The sequence below is a fragment of the Clostridium beijerinckii HUN142 genome, from assembly GCF_000621745.1.
In the GTDB taxonomy this organism is placed as follows: domain Bacteria; phylum Bacillota; class Clostridia; order Clostridiales; family Clostridiaceae; genus Clostridium; species Clostridium beijerinckii_A.
The window spans coordinates 299,446-323,709 of sequence record NZ_JHXK01000008.1; the positions used below are offsets into that span (position 1 = coordinate 299,446).

General features: G+C 29.8%; 20 protein-coding genes, 1 tRNA gene, 1 pseudogene and 1 riboswitch. Of the genes and pseudogenes, 5 read left to right on the forward strand and 17 right to left on the reverse strand.

From position 1 onward, the window contains the following. Positions 1–121: 121 nt before the first annotated feature. The 4 genes from T483_RS0102975 to polA all read right to left on the reverse strand — a co-directional run bounded on the left by T483_RS0102975 (position 122) and on the right by polA (position 4,193). Positions 122–207: transfer RNA gene (locus T483_RS0102975), tRNA-Leu, on the reverse strand. Between the two features lie 97 nt (positions 208–304). Beyond that, on the reverse strand, positions 305–940 hold the full coding sequence (locus tag T483_RS0102980) for a lytic transglycosylase domain-containing protein (RefSeq protein ID WP_026885495.1): 636 nt from the start codon (positions 938–940) through the stop codon (positions 305–307). A 14-nt stretch (positions 941–954) separates the two neighbouring features. Beyond that, the gene (coaE, locus tag T483_RS0102985; protein WP_026885496.1) at positions 955–1,554 is read right to left on the reverse strand and encodes a dephospho-CoA kinase; all 600 of its coding nucleotides are present in this window, start codon (positions 1,552–1,554) and stop codon (positions 955–957) included. Positions 1,555–1,589: 35 nt separating this feature from the next. Further along, the gene (gene polA / locus T483_RS0102990) at positions 1,590–4,193 is read right to left on the reverse strand and encodes a DNA polymerase I (protein WP_026885497.1); all 2,604 of its coding nucleotides are present in this window, start codon (positions 4,191–4,193) and stop codon (positions 1,590–1,592) included. Positions 4,194–4,504: 311 nt separating this feature from the next. Between polA and T483_RS28675 the strand changes: the two are divergent. Next, positions 4,505–5,743: pseudogene (locus tag T483_RS28675) on the forward strand (aminopeptidase). A 40-nt stretch (positions 5,744–5,783) separates the two neighbouring features. On the opposite strand, the gene T483_RS0103000 reads toward T483_RS28675, so the two are convergent. The 8 genes from T483_RS0103000 to nadA form a co-directional block, all read right to left on the reverse strand. Further along, positions 5,784–6,239 carry a DUF3284 domain-containing protein gene (locus T483_RS0103000; protein WP_026885498.1) on the reverse strand — a complete coding sequence of 152 codons (456 nt, stop codon included), beginning with the start codon at positions 6,237–6,239 and terminating at the stop codon, positions 5,784–5,786. Positions 6,240–6,270: 31 nt separating this feature from the next. Then, the gene (trpS, locus tag T483_RS0103005; RefSeq protein ID WP_026885499.1) at positions 6,271–7,290 is read right to left on the reverse strand and encodes a tryptophan--tRNA ligase; all 1,020 of its coding nucleotides are present in this window, start codon (positions 7,288–7,290) and stop codon (positions 6,271–6,273) included. Between the two features lie 30 nt (positions 7,291–7,320). Next, positions 7,321–7,569 (reverse strand): TIGR04540 family protein, encoded by a 249-nt coding sequence (locus tag T483_RS0103010; protein WP_026885500.1) that lies wholly within the window; start codon positions 7,567–7,569, stop codon positions 7,321–7,323. 312 nt (positions 7,570–7,881) lie between these two features. Continuing rightward, positions 7,882–8,316: a universal stress protein gene (locus T483_RS0103015; RefSeq protein ID WP_026885501.1), complete on the reverse strand. Its 435-nt coding sequence runs from the start codon at positions 8,314–8,316 to the stop codon at positions 7,882–7,884. Positions 8,317–8,530: 214 nt separating this feature from the next. Next, a complete protein-coding gene (locus T483_RS0103020; RefSeq protein WP_026885502.1) occupies positions 8,531–9,265 on the reverse strand; it encodes an ATP-binding protein in 735 nt (244 codons plus the stop codon). Positions 9,266–9,627: 362 nt separating this feature from the next. Then, on the reverse strand, positions 9,628–10,470 hold the full coding sequence (gene nadC, locus T483_RS0103025; protein ID WP_026885503.1) for a carboxylating nicotinate-nucleotide diphosphorylase: 843 nt from the start codon (positions 10,468–10,470) through the stop codon (positions 9,628–9,630). Further along, entirely contained in the window at positions 10,448–11,755 is a 1,308-nt protein-coding gene (locus T483_RS0103030; protein ID WP_026885504.1) for an L-aspartate oxidase, read from the reverse strand. Before T483_RS0103030 ends, nadC begins: the two co-directional genes overlap by 23 nt. After that, positions 11,748–12,692, reverse strand: a complete 945-nt coding sequence (gene nadA / locus T483_RS0103035) for a quinolinate synthase NadA (protein WP_026885505.1) — start codon at positions 12,690–12,692, stop codon at positions 11,748–11,750. Before nadA ends, T483_RS0103030 begins: the two co-directional genes overlap by 8 nt. A gap of 217 nt (positions 12,693–12,909) precedes the next feature. On the opposite strand from nadA, the gene T483_RS0103040 reads away from it, so the two are divergent. From T483_RS0103040 to T483_RS0103055, 4 genes are all read left to right on the forward strand, one after another. Then, the gene (locus T483_RS0103040; RefSeq protein ID WP_026885506.1) at positions 12,910–13,278 is read left to right on the forward strand and encodes a GntR family transcriptional regulator; all 369 of its coding nucleotides are present in this window, start codon (positions 12,910–12,912) and stop codon (positions 13,276–13,278) included. Beyond that, complete coding sequence (locus T483_RS0103045) at positions 13,278–14,057, forward strand: ABC transporter ATP-binding protein (RefSeq protein WP_035789950.1); 780 nt, start codon at positions 13,278–13,280, stop codon at positions 14,055–14,057. Before T483_RS0103040 ends, T483_RS0103045 begins: the two co-directional genes overlap by 1 nt. Beyond that, complete coding sequence (locus T483_RS0103050) at positions 14,051–14,854, forward strand: hypothetical protein (RefSeq protein WP_026885508.1); 804 nt, start codon at positions 14,051–14,053, stop codon at positions 14,852–14,854. Before T483_RS0103045 ends, T483_RS0103050 begins: the two co-directional genes overlap by 7 nt. Positions 14,855–15,110: 256 nt before the next feature. Next, positions 15,111–15,284, forward strand: a riboswitch (Lysine riboswitch). Between the two features lie 150 nt (positions 15,285–15,434). Then, complete coding sequence (locus T483_RS0103055; RefSeq protein WP_035789953.1) at positions 15,435–16,859, forward strand: amino acid permease; 1,425 nt, start codon at positions 15,435–15,437, stop codon at positions 16,857–16,859. A gap of 137 nt (positions 16,860–16,996) precedes the next feature. On the opposite strand, the gene T483_RS0103060 is transcribed toward T483_RS0103055, so the two are convergent. From T483_RS0103060 to asrA, 5 genes are all read right to left on the reverse strand, one after another. Next, entirely contained in the window at positions 16,997–18,835 is a 1,839-nt protein-coding gene (locus tag T483_RS0103060) for an APC family permease (RefSeq protein WP_026885510.1), read from the reverse strand. Between the two features lie 295 nt (positions 18,836–19,130). Next, positions 19,131–20,768 (reverse strand): hydroxylamine reductase, encoded by a 1,638-nt coding sequence (hcp, locus tag T483_RS0103065; RefSeq protein WP_026885511.1) that lies wholly within the window; start codon positions 20,766–20,768, stop codon positions 19,131–19,133. Positions 20,769–21,480: 712 nt separating this feature from the next. Next, positions 21,481–22,446: a sulfite reductase subunit C gene (gene asrC / locus T483_RS0103075; RefSeq protein ID WP_026885513.1), complete on the reverse strand. Its 966-nt coding sequence runs from the start codon at positions 22,444–22,446 to the stop codon at positions 21,481–21,483. Positions 22,447–22,458: 12 nt separating this feature from the next. Further along, positions 22,459–23,253 carry an anaerobic sulfite reductase subunit AsrB gene (gene asrB, locus T483_RS0103080; protein ID WP_026885514.1) on the reverse strand — a complete coding sequence of 265 codons (795 nt, stop codon included), beginning with the start codon at positions 23,251–23,253 and terminating at the stop codon, positions 22,459–22,461. Then, a complete protein-coding gene (gene asrA / locus T483_RS0103085; protein WP_026885515.1) occupies positions 23,246–24,256 on the reverse strand; it encodes an anaerobic sulfite reductase subunit AsrA in 1,011 nt (336 codons plus the stop codon). The genes asrB and asrA overlap by 8 nt, the downstream gene beginning before the upstream one ends. Positions 24,257–24,264: the final 8 nt, after the last annotated feature.

Below are 24,264 nucleotides of genomic sequence, written 5' to 3' on the forward strand. Positions count from 1 at the left end.
GTTTAGTTATAAAAAAATAACACACGTCTAGCTATTTTTTATAACTAAACGTGTGTTATATATAATTCATGCGTTAAGTTCCCCAAAATAGAGAAATTAACGAAGCTTTTAATTAAAATTTTGGTGCAGGTGACGGGACTTGAACCCGTACGTCCATGTGAACACTACCCCCTCAAGATAGCGTGTCTGCCATTCCACCACACCTGCAAATATAAATTACTCATTTAATGATAATCTATTCTTATTTAAAATTCAAGTAATTTTCATAAAATATTTAAGTTAATTATTAGGCAGAGACTAATAATTAACTTAAAAAATGTACACTTAGGAAGCTTTTCATCAGATCAACTACCTTATCTGCCTCAAAATAATCGTCTTTTTTATCGTAAAGATATTGATATATATGATAATATGTGTTTACCTTATCAACATATTTTTTTGTTTCTCCAAAAGGTATATAATCTACACTTTTTCCATCTGAAGAGTATTTTCTATTATCAAGCCATGATTGCACATTAGTTGGTCCTGCATTGTATGCTGCAATTGTTAAATCCATATCTTTATCAAAAGTATCATTCAAACGCCTAAGATACCAGCATCCCATTCTAATATTATATTCTTCATTATATAGATCTTCCTTAGAGAATGTATTATATCCCATCTCTTTTGCTGCCCATTGGCCAGTATCAACTGTTATTTGCATGAGACCAACAGCATTTTTGTGTGAATGTGCATCATCATCAAATTTACTTTCAGTTTTTATAACTGCTAGTACTAGCAACGGATCCAGATTATACTGTGAACTGTACACATCCACATACTGCTGGTACTTATAAGGAAAAAATTTTTCTTTTATAATATATCGCGAACCTATGCCAATTGCTATTATGATTACTACTAAGAATACTATTGTACAAAAGGTTTTTCTTAGAAACTTCATTATATTCTCCTTACTTAGCATATTAGTTTTATAAAATCAATAAAATCATAAACTTGCTTCTGTAATTCAATCAAATCAGTATTATTGTCAATAATAATATTCGCAAACTCTTTCTTTTCCTCCATAGACATTTGAGAATTTATTCTACTGACTGCTTCAACTTTAGTTAATTTATCTCTACTCATAACCCTTTGAATTTGAATTGAATTATCAGCATATACAAGTACAATATAATCCATTTCCTCATGCATATTATTTTCAATTAAAGTCGGCGCATCTATTATCACTATTTTTTCATTCTTTTGTTCATATAATTTTATCTTTTCTTCAATTGACTGTTTGATATACGGCATTATTATACTCTCATATTTTATTCTTTGTTTTGGAAATCTGAATATGTGGTTTCCAAATTCTTTCCTTCTGAATTCACCTCTCCAGTCAAAGAAACCTGCTCCAAATTGTGTACGGACCATTTCTAGTATCCTTGGATTATTTTCAAGTACCTCTTTAGCTATAGCATCTGCATCTATAATTTTTAGTCCTTCTTTATCTAAAATGCTTGATACAGTACTCTTTCCGGTGCCGATTCCACCTGTCAAACCAATTTTAACCATTTTATAAAAACCACCTTTTTTAATTCCACAATACATTATTTGGCATCATACCATGTATCTCCAAAATTAACATCCACATCAAGTGCTACTTTTAATTTAATTGCATTCTCCATTTCATAAGCAACTAAATTTTTAACTTCTTCAAATTCATCTTTTTTCACATTTAAAATAAGCTCATCGTGTACTTGAAGGATTAATTCACTTTTTAAATTTTTTTCATTTAATTTTTTATAAACATTAACCATTGCAAGCTTTATTATATCAGCTGCACTTCCTTGAATTGGTGCATTCATTGCTAATCTATCGCCTAAAGCCTTAACTATCTTATTGGAAGATTTTATCTCTGGAATAAATCTTCTTCTATTTAAAATTGTTAATACATATCCCTTTTCTTTAGCTTCCCCTATAACATTTTCTAGATATTCTTTTATCTTAGGATATCTCTCTAAATATATAGTCATATATTCTTCTGCTTCTTTCTTTGTAATCTTTAAATCTTCTGCAAGACTAAATGCACTTATCCCATAGACTATTCCAAAATTAACTGCTTTTGCTCTACTTCTTATAAGAGAAGTAACCTCTTCTATCGGAACCTTAAATACTTCCGAAGCCGTTTTTGTATGAATATCGCTATGATGTTCAAATGCATCTATCATATTTTCATCTCCAGCGATATGAGCTAATACTCTTAATTCTATTTGAGAATAATCACAAGAAACTAGTATATCAGTTTCTTCCATTGGTATAAATACCTTTCTTATTTCTCTACCCATTTCATATTTTATAGGAATATTCTGCAAATTAGGTTCTGTACTTGATAATCTTCCTGTTGTAGTTACAGTTTGATTAAAGTTAGAGTGGATACGACCATCTTCATCAACTACATTTTTTAAACCTTCCACATATGTAGAATTTATCTTTGTGATTTGCCTATAATACATTATCTTAGGTATTATCTCATGCTTATTCATTAGCTTTTCTAAAACTTCTTGATTCGTTGAATATCCAGTTTTTGTTTTCTTAATAACTGGTAAATCCAATTTTTCAAATAATATTTTTCCTAATTGCTTAGGAGAACTAATATTAAATTCTTCATCTGCTAAGCCATATATTTCTTTTTGTGTCCTATCAATTTCTTTTTTAAACTTAACTTGTAATTCATCTAACATACCTTGATTTATGTTAAATCCAATACTCTCCATAGATGAAAGCACGTAAATTAATGGATGCTCAACTTCATAATAAAGTTTATCCATATTTTCTTCATGAAGATTTTCTTTTAGTTTTTCATAAATTACTGGTAAGTAACTGCAAAGAATTCCTTTAATATTACTATCTTCGCTGTTTGGATTCTCTCCTATATAATGATTGATAAGCTCTAAAATTTCATATTTACTCTTTGATGAATCAATTAAATAAGCTGCTATCGCAGTATCAAAATCAAATCCTTTTATCTCAATTTTATTTTTATTCAAGAATGTAACGAAGTTTTTCCCATCATGAATAACTTTTTTAACATTCTCATCTTCCATAAGGTTTTTTAAAGATTTTAAAGCTTCTTCACTATCTTTAGAATTTATGTCTTTAAAATTTATAATAGTACCTTTATTTTCTTCTCCAAATATTAAATACTCAAGTTCTAGTTTAGAATATCTAGATGCACCTATTAAAGTATAATCTATATAAATTCTATTTCGTTTTTCTAAAAATAATGATTTCATCTCTTCAATTGTACTAATATTTCTCACTTCGATATTAGATTCTTCATGAACTGTATCATCATTAAATTTAGGTAGTATTGATTTCATCTCAAGTTTAATAAGCATCTTTTTAATTTCTAATGTATTCTCTTTATTACTAGAATTTATGTCTTCTAAATTTAATTCAATTGGCACTGCTCTCATAATTGTAGCTAGTCTCTTAGAAAATATTGCTTGTTCAACGTTATTTTCTAAATTTTCCTTAATTTTTTTCCCTGAAATTTTATCTATATTCTTAATAACTTCTTCAACAGACCCATATTCCTTTATAAGTTTAAAAGCAGTTTTTTCTCCAATCCCTGGAACACCCGGTATATTATCCGACTTATCTCCCATTAATCCTTTTACATCTATAAATTGATTTGGAGTTACTTCAAATTCATCCATAAAACTTTTTTTATCATAAATGGCTGTTTCACTAACACCCTTTTTAGTAATTACAATTTTAGTTTTTTCTGATGCCAACTGAAGTGCATCTTTATCTCCTGTAACTATAAACACTTCTGTATCATGATCCTCAGCAAATTTTGATACTGTCCCAATCAAATCATCTGCCTCAAAGCCTTCCACTTCAAATATTTTAATTCCCATTAACTTAAATAATTCTTTAATAATTGGAAATTGTTCTGCAAGTTCTGGCGGCATCTTATTCCGTCCTGCTTTATAATCAGAATACTCTTTATGTCTAAAAGTTGGTGCTTTTAAATCAAAAGTAGCAATTATACTATCAGGATTAATTTCATCCTTCATTTTAAGTAACATATTTATAAAACCATAAATGGCATTAGTATTTATTCCATCACTATTTGTAAGAGGAGGCAAAGCATAAAAAGCCCTATTCATAAGTGAATTTGAGTCTAAAATCAATAATTTTTTCATTAAAAACCTCCTGAAATTTAACATAAAAATTTACTTAACTTGAAATATTCTTATCTACTTCAAGTCATTATTTAAAATCATTATACTATATTGTATAACTTAAAGTATACATGTATCTTGTTGTGTTGCGAATTTATCTCATATTATTTCCATAATTATTAGTAATAATTCTTATTTTGTGTATTCTTTATTTTACTATAGCAGATATCCAGCAAAGATTGCTATAGTTTATTATAGATTGTAAATTTAAATGCAAAGTATTTTAAATTTACCAGCATTATAAAAATCTACTATGTAATGAGGTGATATAATTGTTAGATAATTTTTTATCTAAATATGCTAAACTTGCTATTATCAAAGGTGTAAATATACAAAAAGATGGACTTTTAGTTATAAATAGCCCTATTGAGTGCAATAACTTTGCACGAATACTTGCAGATGAAGCCTATAAAGCTGGTGCTTCTGATGTAGTTATAAATTATAATGATGAAAAATTCAATAAAATAAGATTTAATAATTCTACAAAAGAAGTTCTTTCTATTACGCCAAAATTTGAAAAAGATAAATACGACTATTATGTAGAAAATAAGGCATCATTTTTAAGTATTTCCGCATCTGATCCAGATATTTTCAAAGATGTAGATTCTAATAAAATATCTGCATACCAAAAAGGCAGACGTGTAGCCTTGGAGAAATATCATAGTGCATGTACTTCTAATAAAAATGCTTGGTGTATAGTTTCAATTCCAACTGAAAACTGGGCCAAAAAAGTCTTTAGTGAATCTGACTCTTGTGAAGCAATTGAAAAATTATGGGATGCAATTTTTAATGTTATGAGACTTAAAGAATCAGATCCTATAGATGCTTGAAACAAGCATACTAACCTTCTTCATGATAAGGTATTAGAATTAAATTCTTATGAATTTAAATACCTTCATTTCACAAACTCTCTTGGAACTGATTTAAAAGTAGGATTAGTTAAAGAACATATTTGGTGTGGTGGTGAGGATATTACTCAAGATGGTCTGAGATTTATTGCTAATATGCCTACTGAAGAAGTTTATACTACACCTAAATTGGATGACGTAAACGGAATTGTTTTTAGTTCAAAACCTTTAAGTTATTGTGGGAATTTAATAAACAATTTTTCCTTAACATTTAAAAATGGTAAAGTTATAGATTGTTCCGCTGAAACTGGATTAGATATTTTAAACGAACTTCTTAATACTGATGAAGGTTCAAGATATTTAGGTGAAGTTGCCTTGGTTCCATATAATTCTCCAATTTCAAATTCAAATATAATTTTTTATAATACATTGTATGACGAAAATGCTTCATGTCATTTAGCTCTTGGTTCTTCATATCCTTGCTGTATAAAAAATGGAGAAAAGATGACGAAAGAAGAATCAATACTATCTGGTTCAAATGTATCGTTGATACATGTTGATTTTATGATAGGAACTAAAGATACAAATATAACTGGTATTACATCAACTGGTGAAGAAATCAAAATTTTTAATAATGGTAATTGGGTTAATACTTTGCAATAAAATAAAAATACAGGATTGTCAAAGCAATCCTGTATTTTTATTATTTATTTTTAGGCTTGCTTCGTTCTTTATTATTAGTATATATCTTTAATTCATTATTGAGAGCCTCAACAATATTATTATATTTTGCCTTAAAGGCGCGCCTAGCCATAAATCTTTGAATCCATAATGACATATATCCAAAAAATTTATCTGTTGTCTGTTCTTCTTCAAATACTAATTTAGTTGTGCCATCTTTTTGTCCTTTGAAATTATATGTCGATACACATTTTGAAAAATCAGTTGAAGTAGTAATTTGATATTTTTCATTTTTTTCATAACCAGTTATTTCAACCGTACATTCTACTGGATTGGGTCTACCAGTATTTATACTCTTTTGAATCTTACATCCTGTAGCATCTTCTTCATTAAAATCCGAAAAATCTTTTTTTGCGTTTTTTATAAATATATGAAACACATCTTCTACTGGATAGTTTAATATCCCAACAGCCTTCATTTTGGTTTCCTCCTCTAATGAATTTACTTTACTATTTTTCTGTAAAATATTCTATACCTATTGCTTCACGAACTTCTCTTAAGGTATTTGCTGCCACTTCCCTAGCTTTGTTGCTACCATCCTTTAGCATTTTATATACTACATCTATATCTTTTTCAAACTCAATTCTTCTATTTCTTATTGGTTCTAATTCAGCCTGTAAAACTTCATTTAAATATCTTTTAACTTTTACATCGCCAAGACCGCCACGTTTATAGTGCTCTTTCATTTCTTCAACAGTATTTTTATCAGTTGCAAATACATCTAAGTAAGTGAATACAGTATTTCCTTCTATCTGCCCTGGATCTTCTACTCTTATGTGATTAGGATCAGTATACATTGACATTACTTTCTTCTTAATTGTATCAGCATCATCAGATAGATATATACAATTTCCTATTGATTTACTCATTTTAGCTTTTCCGTCCGTACCAGGCAATCTTCCCGCATTAGAACTTGGAAGTACTGCTTCTGGTTCAACTAAAACTTCTCCATATAAAGAGTTAAAACTTCTAACGATTTCCCTCGTTTGCTCAATCATAGGTAGTTGATCTTCTCCAACTGGCACCGTGTCTGCTTTAAATGCTGTAATATCAGCTGCTTGGCTTACTGGGTAGATAAGAAACCCTGCTGGAATACTATTTTCAAAATTTTTCTGTTTTATTTCTTGTTTAACTGTTGGATTTCTTTCTAACCTTGATAAAGTAACAAGATTTAAGTAATGCATTGTCAATTCATTTAGTTCTGGTATCTGTGATTGTACAAATATATTTGATTTATTTGGATCAATTCCAACCGCTAAATAATCTAATGCAACTTCTATTAAGCTATTTCTTATCTTTTCAGGATTTCTTGCGTTATCTGTTAACGCTTGTTGATCTGCAATCATTATGAAACTCTCATATAAGCCTGATTCTTGAAGCATAACTCTATTTTTTAAAGAACCTATATAATGTCCTATATGTAATTTCCCTGTTGGTCTATCTCCTGTTAATATTGTTTTCTTACCCATTCCAAACTCACTCCTAAACTGCAAAACTAATTAAACTTCTTCTGCCTTAGTTTTACTCTCAACTACTTTATTAATTATATCTACTCTTTTGTCCCCTAAGATATTTGCTATCTTAACTGACATACTTTTTTCTTTATATATAGCCTCTCTATTAGCATCAACAATCTTTATAATTCTTTCTTCCATCTTTTCATATGAAATTAGATCATCATAATATGTATCTACAATATCCTTTAAACATGTTGCTAATTCTCTTGGATTTCTATAAACTGCTCTCATTTCTTACTCCTTAAATATAACAAAATAATTTTTATATAATTTATATCAACTCAAAATTCTCATCCCTTATCTGAAAATTCTGAATGAGCTACATATGTGAATATAATTTAAGATAAACTTCAGATTGGACTTATTATTTTGTAAAAATACTTTAATTGATATTCCATAAATACGTGTATTATATCAAATAAGTTTCGTTTTATTATATCATTATACATAGTAAAATTCTATATTCAAAAACAAAGACTACCTTAAAATATAATTTTTAAGATAGCCTATAAAATTCTAATTTTCAAACTACTAAACAATTAGTTATTTAATACTAATTGTAAAATCATTAGGAACTATCATTACAATACATTTAGCACGTTTGACAACATTAGTCGTTACTGAACCGATCATACGATTTAAGCCTCTTTTAGTAGATTTAGTCATAACAATCACGCCTATGTTTTCTTCATTTGCTTTCTTTATTATTTCATCTCCTGGATACCCAAAAGTAAAATAAGTTTCTGTATTATAATCTTTCATTTTTTCTTTAGCTGCTTGTAATATTTCTTCACCCAATTCTTGTGCAAACTTTATTTCATCAGCAACTATCATTTCATTTATCAGTACTAATTCTTTAACATTCATTATTATAATTTCAATTGAATCTTTGTCGGGAAATATCTCTTTTACAAATTCTAAAGAATGCATACTTCTTTCTGTTCCATCTATTGGTATTAACACTTTCCTTTTATTCATATATACTCCCCCTTAAATATCTCGATATTATAGTATTCTACACATTTGCAATAATATCCTCTATTTTGCCATAATGAATATATAATTTTTTACTTATCTGTATAAATTCCCATTTCTAATTTAAATATACCTAAAAATAATTATTTTTATAAATTTATAGGTATATCTGCATCTAAAAGTTTTTATGTATGCAAATATACCTATATTAATACTTTTATTCAATAATTTCTCCATTAGTTGAAATAGTTACTACCTGCCAAGGAATCATTTTATCACTTGCTTTTAATGCATTTTTCACAGCATTTTCTATTCCCCCACAGCATGGAACTTCCATTCTTACAACAGTAACACTTTTTATATCATTCATCTTTAAAATTGTCATTAATTTTTCTGAGTAATCTACTTCATCTAATTTTGGACATCCTATTAATGTAATTTTATTCCTAATAAACTTATTATGAAAGTCTGCATATGCATAGGCTGTACAATCTGCTGCTATAAGTAAATTAGCATTGTTAAAGTATGGTGCATTTGGCGAAACGAGTTTAATTTGCACAGGCCATTGATTTAATTGCGATACTATCTCACTTTCATCTTCTGCATTTTTTACTTCAATTTTCTTATGGTTTAACATTCTAGATTGTGAACCTGGACATCCAAATTGAATTGTTTGATTTCTGCTTAACTCCATTTTCTTTTGCTCCATCTTTCTTTTCTCCATGTTTATCTTTACTGCTTCCTCATCATAGGCGTCTGCTTCCCGCTCTTCAAAAGAAATAGCATCAGTTGCGCATGAAGGAAGGCAGTCCCCAAGGCCATCACAATAATCATCTCTCAATAATTTTGCCTTTCCATCTACTATACCTATTGCTCCCTCATGGCAAGCATTTGCACAAAGACCACATCCGTTACACTTCTCTTCATCTATTTTAATAACTCTTCTTATCATAAAATTCTCCTCCTACATTTTATACTCATTTAAATTGATTAATCTCTAATTTTTGACCATACACTACTAATTGAAATATATTGTTTAAATAAATCAATTATCTTATAGAATTATTATAATAGAATGTTCTTATCAAATCCGTTTCATTTGATACAGAAATATTAATTATATGTTCTTAATTATCTATAATAAAGAAGCTGCTTCAACATAGTCATCTATCTGAAGCAACTTTCTACATTTTATTTTTCTATAAAATCATTATATCAAATTTTTAATATTACCTTCACTTTGTTTAATTTATATTCTTATATAACATGTGTATTATAAATACATAATTCACTTCATGCATAGAAGTTACATAATTAATCTTTTAACAATGTTAAATTTTTCAAACTGAAATCTAATATTTTAGCTGAATGTGTCAATGCTCCTACCGATATATAATCGACACCTATTTCAGCTATTTCTTTAATATTATTCAGCTCAACATTTCCTGAAAATTCAATTAAAGCTCTTTTATCTATTATTTCAACTGCTTCTTTAGCTATATCTAAGCTCATATTATCAAGCATTATTATATCTACTCCTACAGATAATGCTTCCTCCACCATTTCTAAATTTTCAGTTTCTACTTCTATTTTTCTAACGAATGAAGAATTCTTTCTAATCAGATCTATAGCATTTTTTATACCGCCGGCTGCACTAATGTGGTTATCTTTAATCATTACACCATCAGATAAATTAAATCTATGGTTACACCCACCTCCAATTTTTACAGAATATTTTTCTAATATCCTTAAGTTTGGGGTTGTTTTTCTTGTATCTAATAATTTTGCCTTTGTATGCTTTATTTCTTGTACAAATTTATTAGTTAATGTAGCTATTCCACTCATTCTTTGAAGTAAATTTAATGCAATCCTTTCACCAACTAATAAGTTTCTTGTATTACCTTTGAGAAAAGCAATTCTATCTTTTACATGTACATTGTCTCCATCACGCTTATAAAATTCAATTTCCACATTTCCTAATAAATCAAATACTCTTTTAAATACTTCAAGACCAGCAACTATACCTTCTTCCTTGCAAATCAACTCTACTGTGGAGATACTTGTTTCACCTATAATTGAATTAGTGGTTATGTCTTCACTAGGACAATCTTCAATAAGTGCATTTTTTATTATTTTATCTATAACTAAATAATTTATCATCTAACTTCCCACCTTTTTCTTTTATAACTCTTGCAGTTAGTTCTTTATTTTCTTGTTCCACTTCATTCCATGATTTGTTTAATCTATCCACGGGAAAAACTTTATTTTCCAAATTATCCACAACATTGTTAATTGATGTTGCAGCTCTTCTCGAAAATACAAGTCCTTCAAGTAATGAATTACTTGCGAGTCTATTAGCACCATGTATTCCCGTACAGCTTGTCTCTCCGACTGCATACAGATTTTTCATAGATGTTTTAGAATCCAAATCTACTTTTATTCCTCCCATAAAAAAATGCTGGGCAGGAGAAACTTTAATGCATTCTTTTGTTATATCAGTTCCTCTTTTTAAACATTCCTCATAAATAGTTGAAAATCTATTTATGATATAATCTTTTCCCAAAAATCTTATATCTAAATTTACATAAGGCACTTCTGTCTCTTTTATCTGATTATATACTGCTTCTGATACCACATCTCTCGGCAAGAGCTCATTTATGAATCTTTCCCCTTTTATATTTGTAAGAATTCCTCCTTCCCCTCTTAGAGATTCTGATATTAAAAACTTCCTCTTATTTTCGCCTTCTTCATAAAATGCTGTCGGATGAATTTGAATATAATCCATATCCTTTAACTCCACATCATGTCTTATTGCTGATGCTATTCCATCTCCCGTCAATATTCTCTGATTAGTTGAATTATTAAATAATCCACCTATACCTCCAGTTGCTAATACAACAGCTTTTGCATAAACATTTATTTGCTCATCTTCCCTTATTAACACGGCTCCAATGCATTTATTTTCTTTTTCTATAATATCTGCAAAATAAGTATTTTCATAAAAGCTTATATTTTCTTTTTGTTTTACTTTATCAATTAAAATTTTCGCCGTACTTTCTCCTGTATTATCCTTTGTATGTACTATCCTATTTATAGAATGAGCACCTTCTTTTGTGAAGTTTAAACTTCCATCTTCATTTCTATCAAAAGCAAGTCCCATTTCAATCAAAGATTCTATGTTAACCATAGATTCATGAGCTAAAGTCTCAACAGCCTCCAAATCATTTTTATACCTTCCTGCTTTTAACGTATCCTCTATATACAATGGAATATCATTAACTCCCTTTGCAACAGATATTCCCCCTTGTGCTAGATAAGTGTTGCTGCAAGTAATCTTATCTTTACACACAATTAATACATTTAAATCTTTCCTTAAATTTAATCCACAATAAAGACCTGATACCCCTGAACCTATTATTAAAACATCAACAAACTTATTCATGTTTTTCCCAATTACTTCTAACATCTTGTGATGCAAGTAAATGCATATTTTCCAAAGATCTTAACGCTTTTTTTCTAATATTTTCTTCTAGAATCATTTCATTTTTCATATTTAATAAGGCATCATATAAATTTTCAAGGGTTGTCTTTTTCATGTCTTGGCAACATATTCTATCTCCTGGTATAAAGAAATTTTTATTAGGATTCTTTTTCTTTAATTCATGCAAAATTCCCTCCTCGGTTGCTATTATAAACTCGTCTCCTTCATCTCTAGTTGCATAATCTATTATTCCGCTTGTACTTCCTATATAATCTGCAATATCTCTAATTTCCTTTGTACATTCAGGATGAACTAATACTTTTGCATTTCTATGCTTTTCTTTTTCGCTCAATATATCTTCCCTACTGATCTTATTATGACATCTGCAAAATCCATCCCATAGTATGAACTCTTTTTCCGGAAAAAACTCTGCTATATATTCACCTAGATTTCTATCAGGTAAAAACATAATCTTTTTATTAGGTATCTTTTTTAATATTTTCAATGCACTTGAAGATGTTACAGCTACATCACAGTGAGCTTTCACATTACATGTTGAATTTATATAGCAAACTACAAAAGCATCCGGATGTTCTGCCTTTAATTCTAATAAAGCCTTACCGCTTGCCATATCTGCCATAGAACATCCTGCACTAGCGCATGGCATTAAAATAGTCTTATTCGGTGATAAAATTTTTGCACTTTCCGCCATAAATCTTACCCCGCAAAACATTATAACTTCCTCTTTGCAATCTCTAGCTATTTCACTTAAATAATAAGAATCTCCTACATAATCTGCTAAATCCTGTATAACTCCTGGTTGATAATAGTGCGCAAGAATGAGTGCATTCTTTTCTTTCTTTAACTTTAATATTTCTTTTACTAAATCTATCGTCATGTTTATTTACACCTCTTTTAAATATTTTTACAGGTGTATATACACCATCGAAAATAATTATATCACCACAATTTTCAATATTCAACAGATTTTATTACCTCAATTAATCTATAAAAAATCATTTTATTTTTCTTGACAGCTAAAAGTTATAGTTGTATTATTGTATTAACAACTTAGTACAACAATACAGTGGTACAATTTATGAAGGAGTGAGACTATGTCATGGGATTTTAATGACGATAGACCAATTTACATGCAGCTAATGGAACAAATACAACTTAGAATCGTTTCTGGCATATACAAAGCTGGCGAAAAATTGCCATCAGTTAGGGATATGGCAGGTGATGCAGCTGTTAATCCTAATACAATGCAGAAAGCATTAACAGAACTTGAGAGAACAGGTTTAGTATTTACTCAAAGAACAAGTGGAAGATTTATCACGGAGGACATTAATATGATTAAAAATATTAGAAATGGTTTAGCAAGAGATCAAATTGAAAAGTTTCTTCACAACATGGAAAGGATCGGCTATACAAAGCAAGAGACAATTCAACTTATAGAAATTATATCGAAGGAGATGAAATAATGAGTAATGATGATAATAAAATATTGTATAACTCTACTGAAACTGATACAGTATCTGATTTTACAAATAGCAACGTCAATAATGTCCCTATTCTAGAATGTAGAAATCTATTTAAGACTTATTCTAATACTGAAGCATTAAAAGGTATAAATTTAAAGATTAATAGAGGAAGGATTGTTGGCCTTTTAGGTCCAAATGGTAGTGGTAAGAGCACATTGATAAAGTTAGCAAATGGTCTCTTAACCCCATCAAGCGGAGAAATATTAATAGCTGGAAATAAACCTGGAATTGAAACGAAAAAAATTGTTTCGTACCTTCCAGAAAGAACTTATCTTAATGATTGGATGAAAGTTTCAGACATTATTAATTTCTTTCAGGACTTCTACGATAATTTCAATCCTGAGAAAGCTTTCAATATGTTATCGAAACTTAATATTAACCCTAACGATAAATTAAAAACTATGTCAAAGGGTACAAAAGAGAAAGTACAACTTATTTTAGTTATGAGTAGAGAGGCTGATTTATATTTATTAGACGAACCTATCGCAGGCGTTGATCCTGCTGCCAGAGATTACATTTTGAACACAATAATCACTAATTACAATGAGAATGCTACTATAATTATATCTACTCACCTTATTTCTGATATTGAACGAATATTAGATGATGTAGTATTTATATCATATGGAAGTATATTCTTAACTAAAAGTGTTGATGAAATAAGAGAAAATGAAGGCAAGAGTGTTGATACTCTATTTAGGGAGGTATTTAGATGTTAGGAAAATTAATGAAGTATGAGGTAAAAGCAACTGGCAGAACCCTTATACCGCTTTATTTAGTATTATTAGCATTTGCTATTATTAATAAAATTTTTATCGGAACTGGTCTATCCCATAAACTTCAAGGATTTGGTTCAATTCCATTTATATTAAGCATCTTTGGATACGGATGCACTATGGCCGCTGTATTTATAGTTACCCTTTTTGTAATTATCCAGAGGTTTTATAAAAATCTGCTTGCTGATGAAGGATATTTAATGAACACTCTTCCAGTGAGCACCATCACAAACATTACAAGCAAGCTTTCAATTGCTACTTTTTGGACTATAATAAGTGGAATTGTAGCTATACTTTCAATAATTATTATGGCATTTGACCCCACAGCTTTTGGACAATTTTTTTCCGAAACTTTCAGGGCTCTTTCAGAAGGTTATACTAAAATAGGAATACAAATTTATGTAGTTATTATAGAAGTATTAATTGCTATGATTCTTCAGTTTGTAAAATTTATTAGTATGATTTATGCTTCTATATCAATTGGACATATATTTAGTAAGCATAGAATTCTTTTATCTTTCGGAGCATTTATAGCATTAAATTTAATTGCAGGTGCAATATCAGCATCTATTGGAATAGCTTTTTCATCCTCTAGCATACCTGATTTACTAAGAAATATTGAATCTCTTTGGCCTATTAATTTATTTTTAATATCTATTACCGTATTTAATATAATCTTTATAATAGCGTATTTCATAATAACAAGCTATGTATTAAAAAATAAATTAAATTTAGAATAGAAAATGTCATTTTAAATATATGATTTTACCATATACCAACCTACATGAAAATCTTAAATATAAATACTAATCATTACTAAGATAATATATTTCTTCATAAAAATTAAAAAAGCGACTATTGAAATAATTTTAAATAGTCGCTTTTAATTTGCAAAATATTTAACTACTTTCTATACATTTTTATAAATTGTTAAATATTTTATATTGACTTATTTCGTATTTTATTACATAATTACATATAACTTAATAGGTGAATAACTAAGATAGAGGCGCGAAATTTAAGAGTATTATTATGGAGGTAAGCTCAGTGAAGTAATAAGAAAGGAAATTTCGCCGAAGTAAATAGTTTATTGCTTTAATACTATTTGCTGGGCTTGTGTAAAATATATACAAGACTGCCACAACTCATTTGTGGAGAGCTATTTTTAATGTAAATGTCGATATTCGTCATATTTTTTAAATGTGTAATTTTCGTATTTATGTCATGAGTATGCTCTCATGGCTTTTTTTATTGTTTTAATTTATATTATCTTAGTTACTTTACTTATGGAAATTTAAAACCATAATGGAGGATAGAAAAATGAGTGAAGAAAATCACGAATTAAAGAGAAGTTTAAAAGCAAGACACTTAAACATGATAGCCATAGGTGGATCCATTGGTACTGGTATCTTTCTTGCTATGGGGGATACCTTACATCAAGCTGGACCTGGTGGTGCATTAGTGGCTTATGCTTTAGTCGGAATCATGGTATATTTTTTAATGACAAGCTTAGGAGAAATGGCAACTCATATGCCAATATCAGGCTCTTTCAGTTCCTATGCTAATAAGTTTATAGATCCTGCACTTGGATTTGCACTTGGATGGAACTATTGGTATAACTGGGCTATAACAATCGCAGCAGAAATGGTTGCCGGTGCTCTGTTAATGAAATATTGGTTTCCAGATGTAAATGCCCTATATTGGAGTATTTTATTTTTAGCAATTATAGTGGGACTAAATGTTCTATCATCTAGGGCATATGGTGAATCAGAATATTGGTTTGCTGGAATTAAGGTTGTTACCGTTCTTATATTCATAGTAATTGGTGTTTTAATGATTGTAGGAATAATGGGTGGAAATAAAGTAGGATTTCATAATTTCACCATTGAAGATGGACCTTTTCATGGAGGAATCAAATCAATATTTTCTATTTTCTTAATCGCAGGTTTTTCATTTCAAGGCACTGAACTTATTGGAATTGCTGCAGGTGAAAGTGAAGATTCCGAAAAAAATATTCCCAAAGCTATAAAATCAATATTTTGGAGAATATTAATATTTTACCTAGGTACAATTATTGTATTAGGAGCAATTATACCATTTACCGAAGCCGGACTTGATACAAGCCCATTTACAATGGTATTTGAAAGAGCTGGTATAGCTGGCGCTGCTTCATTGATAAATGCAATTATATTAACTTCTGTATTATCTGCTGGTAACTCTGGTATGTATGCATCAAGTAGAATGCTTTATGCAATGGCTAAAGAAGGTATGGCACCTAAGGCTTTTGCTAAAATAAACAAAAGAGGTGTACCTATAAACGCTGTACTTTTAACTACATTAGTTGCCTCTGCTTGCTTTTTAACTGGTATATACGCAGAAAGTACCGTTTATGTTTGGTTAGTTGCTGCATCTGGTCTTGCTGGCTTTATTGCTTGGGTAGGTATCGCAATATGTCACTACAGATTTAGAAAGGCATATGTTCATCAAGGTAAAGATTTAAACGAATTGAAATATAAGGCTAGTTTATATCCATTTGGCCCTATATTAGCATTATTAATGTGTATTATTATAATAATAGGTCAAGGATATTCATACATTACCCCTGAGGCGATTGATTGGAATGGATTAATTGCAGCTTATATAGGTCTTCCATTATTCTTGATCTTATACATAGGTTATAAAATAAAGAATAAGACTAAAGTTATTCCTTTAGATAAAGTTGATTTAGACTTCTCTGATAAATAGTGACACAAGCTAAGATCATACTTTTTAAGTTTAACTTTTACTTGCACTTTCTATTTTAACCTAAAATCCTATATTTCCCTAAAAATAATGAGAGCATCTCAAAAACATTTGAGATGCTCTCATTATTTTATATGAACCTATTCATTAATTATATAAGGCACAGTTACAATAACTACATTTCTCATCTTAAGTATAGATCTTCTTAAAAGTATTGACGTTTGATTATGAAGTGTCTGATGCCACCATTTATGTATGATAAATTGAGGCATTACTATTGTTATCACTTCGTGCTTTTTTAATTGCTTATGTTTCTCTTCCACATAAGCTAGAAGTTTCTCATTAACATTTCTGTATGGTGCATTTTCTATAATTAATTGTGCTGCTATTCCAAGCTTATTATACTTTTCTATTAACTTCTTTGTTACTTCTTCATCTGTACTAACATGGTAAACTTCTATGTTGTCTCCAAGAGTTAACGCACAATTTAAACTCTTGATAAAAGATTTATTAATTGTTTGAACTGGTACAATAACATGTTTGGTTATTGCTTCTCTTACAATTAAACTCTCTAAGTCTGTTTCAATTTTTAAGTTCTCTCTAACTTTAGTATAGTGTCTTCTAACTCTTAGCATTCCTGTCACAAGTATTGGTATACATACAAGCACAATCCACGCACCATGAGTAAACTTTTCTACTCCTATTATGATACAAGTTGCTGCTGTAACAACTGCTCCTAAACCATTTATAAAAGCTTTATGCCTCCAATGACCTTCCTTACTCTTAGTCCATTTTCTAAACATTCCAAATTGTGATAGTGTGAATGATATAAATACACCAACTGCATATAAAGATAACAACATATGCGTACTACCATCTGCAATATAAACCAAAAGTGAGGATGCTAAAAATAGCAATACTATTCCATTTGAAAAACTTAATCTAGTTCCTCTTTTCCCTAGTTGCCTTGGAACATATCCATCCTTAGCCAATATTGATAATAATAAAGGTAGATCTGAGAATGCAGTATTAGCTGCAAGTGTAAGAATAATAGCTGTCGTAGCTTGTACTATAAAAAACATTAAACTATTTGGCCCGAAAACTTGGATTGCTATTTGTGCTATCACCGTAATATCTTGACCTGGAGCTGCTTTATACATTGTTGAGAGATATGATATCCCACCAAATATAATAAAAACAATGCAAGCCAATGTAGCTAATACTATTTTTGCATTTTTTTGCGCTGGATTTTTAAAATTAGGTATTCCATCACTTACCGCTTCAATACCTGTTAAAGCAGTACATCCTGAAGAAAAAGCCTTTAGGAATAATAGTAACGTTAAGTCTCCAGTAGCTTGTGGAACTGCATATATTTGCTCTGGACTTTCTTTCAATACTAATACTTTAAATATTCCTGTTATTATCATTATTATTATTGATAATATAAATAAATATGTTGGTATTCCAAATAACTTAGATGAGTCTCTTATTCCTCTAAGATTCCCTAATGTTATCAATCCTATTACAAAGATAGCTATTAATGGCTGATATGGCAGCAAAGCCGGAATTGCTGATGTTATTGCAGCTGCCCCTGCGCAGGTACTAACCGCAACAGTTAATAAATAATCTATTATTAATGATGATGCTGCTACCAATCCTGGAAGCTTGCCTATATTTTCACTTGCAACAATATATGATCCGCCTCCATGCGGAAAATTATCAATTATTTGTCTATATGAAAATACTATTATTCCTAATAACACTGTAATTGCTATTGCTATTTCTATCATTGATCCATATGCACGCATGCCAAGAATAGGTATAAGAACTAATAGTATTTCTTCGCTTGCATAAGCTACTGATGAAATAGCATCACTTGATAATATTGGTAATCCCCAAAGAACACTAAACTTTTCTTCTGATAATTCTGTAGTCTTAAGAGCTTTTCCAATCAAGAACGATTGAATTTTTTTTAACATAATTCTTCCCCCATATTGTAAAAACTATTATGTATTTCCAAGCTTATGCAACAACCATTTAAAAGGACTGTCCATTCCTTTTTATTACTCGTTATTACAATATACAGATTATATATCTATATATTATTGCTGTAAATATATTTATTTTTATAAATACGTTTTCAATATAATTTTATTCTTAAATATTTTTCGACAATGCATATTATCTTTATAGTTGACTATATTATAACTAAAAAGGAAGAAGATAACTAGCTTTATGCTCGTTATCTTCTTCCTTAATTGATATTGTGTTAATTTATCTTAAAAACATTTCTATATCATCTTCAACATTTGTGATTCCACCTATACCAAAGCTTTCTACTAAAACATTAGCTACATTTGGTGAAAGGAATGCAGGAAGAGTTGGTCCTAAGTGAATATTCTTTACCCCTAAGTGTAATAGAGATAATAATACTATTACTGCCTTTTGTTCATACCATGCAATGTTAAATGCTATTGGTAACTCATTTATATCTTCAAGACCAAATACTTCTTTGAGTTTTAATGCAATTACTGCTAATGAGTAAGAATCATTACATTGTCCTGCATCTAAAACTCTTGGAATTCCACCTATGTCTCCTAAATCCAATTTGTTGTATTTATATTTTGCACAACCAGCTGTTAATATAACAGTATCCTTTGGAAGCGCTGCTGCAAAGTCTGTGTAGTATGATCTAGCTTTTTGTCTACCATCACAACCAGCCATAACAAAGAATTTCTTTATAGCTCCAGTCTTTACTGCTTCTACTACTTTATCAGCTAAAGCTAACACTTGATTATGAGCAAATCCACCAACGATTTCCCCTTCTTCAATTTGAGTAGGTGATGGACATTTTTTAGCTTGTTCAATAATTGCTGAGAAATCTTTCTTTCCATTCTCATCCGCTGCAATATGAGTACATCCTTCATAACCTGCTGACCCTGTAGTATATAATCTTCCTTTGTAACTATCCTTTGGAGGAACTATACAGTTTGTAGTCATAAGTATTGGTCCATTAAAACTTTCAAATTCTTCTGGTTGTTTCCACCATGCATTTCCGTAGTTACCTACTAAGTGTGAGTATTTCTTTAAATGTGGATAATAGTGAGCTGGTAACATTTCTGAATGAGTATAAACATCTACACCTGTTCCCTCAGTTTGAATTAATAATTGTTCTAAGTCCTTTAAGTCATGTCCTGAAATTAATATTCCTGGATTTGTTCCAACTCCGATATTTACTTTTGTTATTTCTGGGTTACCATAGCTTTCTGTATTAGCTTTATCTAATAAAGCCATTCCATCAACACCAACTTTTCCTGTTTCTAAAGTTAATGCTATATATTCATCTATTGTTACATTGTTATCAGCAGTTAATGATAAAGCTTTTTGCATAAATGCACATATGTTTTCATCTTCGTATCCTAAAGCATTAGCATGTTTCATGTATGCTGATAATCCTTTTAATCCATAAGTAATAAGCTCTCTTAAGCTTCTAATATCTTCATTTTCAGTAGCTAATACTCCAACTGTTTCTGCTTTAGCTTCAAGATCAGTTCTTGTTTCTGCATTATATAAAGCAGCTGCACTTAAGTTTTCTTTATTAGTTAATTTTGCTAATAATTCTTCTTTTATTTTTAAAGTATCTTTTACTCTTCCGTAAAATACTTCTTTATCAAAGTTAGCATTAGTTATAGTAGTAAAAAGGTTCATAGTTACTGTAGTATTAATAGCTTGTGATACAGAAATTCCTTCTTCTCTAGCTTTTGTAGCTACTTCTGATAAACCTCTAGTTACATATATTAATAGATCTTGCATCTTAGCAAGGTCTGGAGTCTTACCACACACACCTTTTACAGTACAGCCTGTACATCCTGCTGCTTCTTGACATTGAAAACAAAACATTTTATTATCCATATTAAAATCTCCTCCACACACTTAATTTTTATCAAATAAATTTTTATAAATTTCTATATCAGTTAGGTACATTCCCTCGAATCACCTTATGAATTTATTTTACATTGAAATCAGAAAATACTCTGTTTCATTTGTTACGAGTAATAAATTTTTTGGAACTATCTTTATAAATACATAAAAATAACTTAGAATTCATATATAATCCAAGTCATCATAAATTAAAGTTATTGTGAATGATTTGAAATATAAAAATACTTGTAGTCTTATAATAATTTAAATTTACTTCCAATATAACCGAAAGTGAGTATATGCGTTTGCTCCAGATTTTTGTGAATGTAAATTTAAAGTATCAGATATCTATACAAGTATTTTCATATTTCTCAAGTTAGCAATACCTTTAACTACATATATTTATGCTCTTTAATAAAATATTTAATTAGGTTATCTGTGAAATACTTAAAATGATAGTAATACAAAGAAATAGAATATATATATGTGGAGCAGGCATTGAAAAATAAGCTGTTGGAATATCTTAATTGGAGGTTGTTCCACTTTCGCTTGTCCTGTGCTTGCCACAGGAGCATGCAGAAGTGATTCAGCCTTCCATTTAGATATATTATCAGCGATATTTTTCATAGTCCTGAGGAACATATATGTATTCTATTTCGATTGTTCATTTCCTCATTTTAAGTTATTTGTAGTACATTTAATTCTAGCAGAAATGTATTCCGCTCCAGTAAATACGTTCTTTGATAATAGTTTTCTCTGGGAATTCTATATCTTTTAATGCCCACTTTTTATATTCTTCAAATCCAACTCTATCAATAATATACCCTATATGTTCTTTTCCACCTGGAGCATCTTTGTCTATATATTCTTCAACAAATTTATAAGTATTTAATATTATTTTAATTATACTTTGTTCATCAGCCCAAATTAAGAAATCTTCAGCAAGACGAGGGTTCTTCTTACCTGATCTTCCCATAAGAACTAACTTATAATATTTTTCTTTACTTCTTGTCCATGCTCCTGTAGGACATGCATTTGCACATTCACCACAACCAATACATTTTTCTTTATTTCTTATGATTTTATAGTTAACTGCCTCAAGTGCTCCTACTGATTTTTTCTTGCAGGCTTTCACACATGCCATGCAGCTTACACATCTATCAATATTATATTGTGGTTCTGTCATTCCAATTATCCCAAAGTCATGTGTTCTTGCTTTAATACAATCATTAGGACATCCTGTTAATGCGATTTTAAAATGTAAATCATTTGGGAAAATAGCTTTTTCTATTTTCTTTGCAAAATTAGTTGTATTATAATTAGCAAACGGACAAACATTGTTTCCAACACATGCTGATACATTTCTAGTTCCTGCAGCAGTATATCCTTTGCCTGGTATTTCTTGATTTATTTCTAATTTTTCAATAATTGGTTGTAACAATTCATTTACTTTATCCATGTCCTCAAAGCTTATACCTGGTACTTCAAAACCTTGACGTGTTGTTATATGAACAGTTCCATCACCATACTTTTGTGATATTTCTTGTATCATTCCTAATAATTCTGCATCTAAATGCCCTCCAGGAACTCTAATTCTAGAGGCAGTTATCCCTCTTTTTTTAGTGACTCTAAAAGCATTTTTCTTGATTGCCTTTGTATTTAAATCCACAACTAACCCCTCCTAATCTATTAAGAATTTGCCTTTTGAATAATTGAAAACAGGACCATCTAAACAAATATAAGTATCATCTATTTTACAGTGTCCACACTTTCCTATTCCACAACACATTTTTCTTTCTTGTGAAATCCAAACATTATTTTCATCTATACCACGTTTTAAAAACTCTGCAACAGTAAACTTCATCATAATAGGAGGTCCTACTGCAATAGCTACCGCATTATTAATATCCTTTATTCGTAGATCAGGAATATATTTTGTGACCATTCCAACATTGCCATTGTATCCTTCTTCTGCATTATCAACAGTTAGAATAAGATTTATATTACTTTTCCACATTTTAATATCATCTTTGAATAAAACGTCATTAGGAGATTTAAATCCTGCAATCAGAGTAAAACTTTCTGCTTCACCTGCATTTTTTGCAAAGTAATCTACAACTCCTCTTACTGGAGAAAGGCCAGTCCCCCCTGCAACAACTATTAATTCTTTTCCTTTGTAATTTTCAATATCAAAGCCATTACCATAAGGTCCTCTTAGAAATAATTTATCGCCAACATAATTATTAAATATTTCATTAGTTACTTTTCCAACACGTCTTATAGTTAAGTCAACAGTGCCCTCTCCAATACCACTTACTGAAATAGGCGCTTCACCAAACTTTGGTAATGAAACTTCAAAGAACTGTCCTGGTTTTACATCACCATTAAACTCCATTCGAAAAGTATATTCTATTTCCGTATGTTTAATTACTTCTTTAATTTCCGATAAAAAAGGAATATATTCATTTTTACTCATTGTCTGCCACCTCTTTCATACCATCTTTTAATTTGTTCACACAGTTAGAGAATGATATATATTCTGGGCAGATATCATCACATCTTCCACATCCCACGCACATATGATATCCCCATTTCTTTTTATAGTCATATACTTTGTGTAGCACTTTAAAACGCATACGTTGTCCTTTATCTAACCTAAAACTATGTCCTCCAGCCATATTTGTATATCCATCTACGTGGCAAGATGCCCATACTCTTCGTCTTTCCCCTGCTTTACCATTATCAGTATAGAAGACATCCTGCATTGTAAAACAAGTACATGTAGGGCAAACAAAATTACATCTTCCGCAAGCAATACAACGAGCACTGTACTCTTTCCACATATCTGATTTCATAACATCTAAAGAAAGATTATCTGGTATCGAAACCTTTACACTATTTTCCGTTACAAAGTCTGGTTTAACATCTAAAGTTTCATCAGCCTTAAATAGCTTTCCTAACTCCTCATCTTTAACATCTACATATACATTATCTCCATTTACTTTTAGGTATGCATTATATTCATCATTTTTATTTGTTTCCATACTTACACAAAAACAATTTTCAAATGAGTTTTCACATCCCATTAAAATAAATTTTGCATTTTCTCTTATTCTCTTATAATAATAATCTTCTTGTCCATTTCTTAAATAAATGTCATCCATACGTTTTACCGCATGTAAGTCACAGCTTCTTAAGAAAATGATAGCACCTTTTTTAGGAGCATCTGCTTCCTTTATGGAATCTTCTGTGAAATAGAAAAGTGTTTGAGATATAGGAAGTAATACTTCTTTATATGAATATTGGGCCTTTTGATCAAAAACTATATCATCTATTGTTTTTATTTCACCATAACGTACTCTATCAGTATCAGAGAAACTACCTTCACCTTCAAATAATTTTGGCGCATATACTACATATTCTTTTGATAAATCTTCGAATACTTTATTAATATCATTTTTGCTTAATTTATATCCCATCAGCTTAC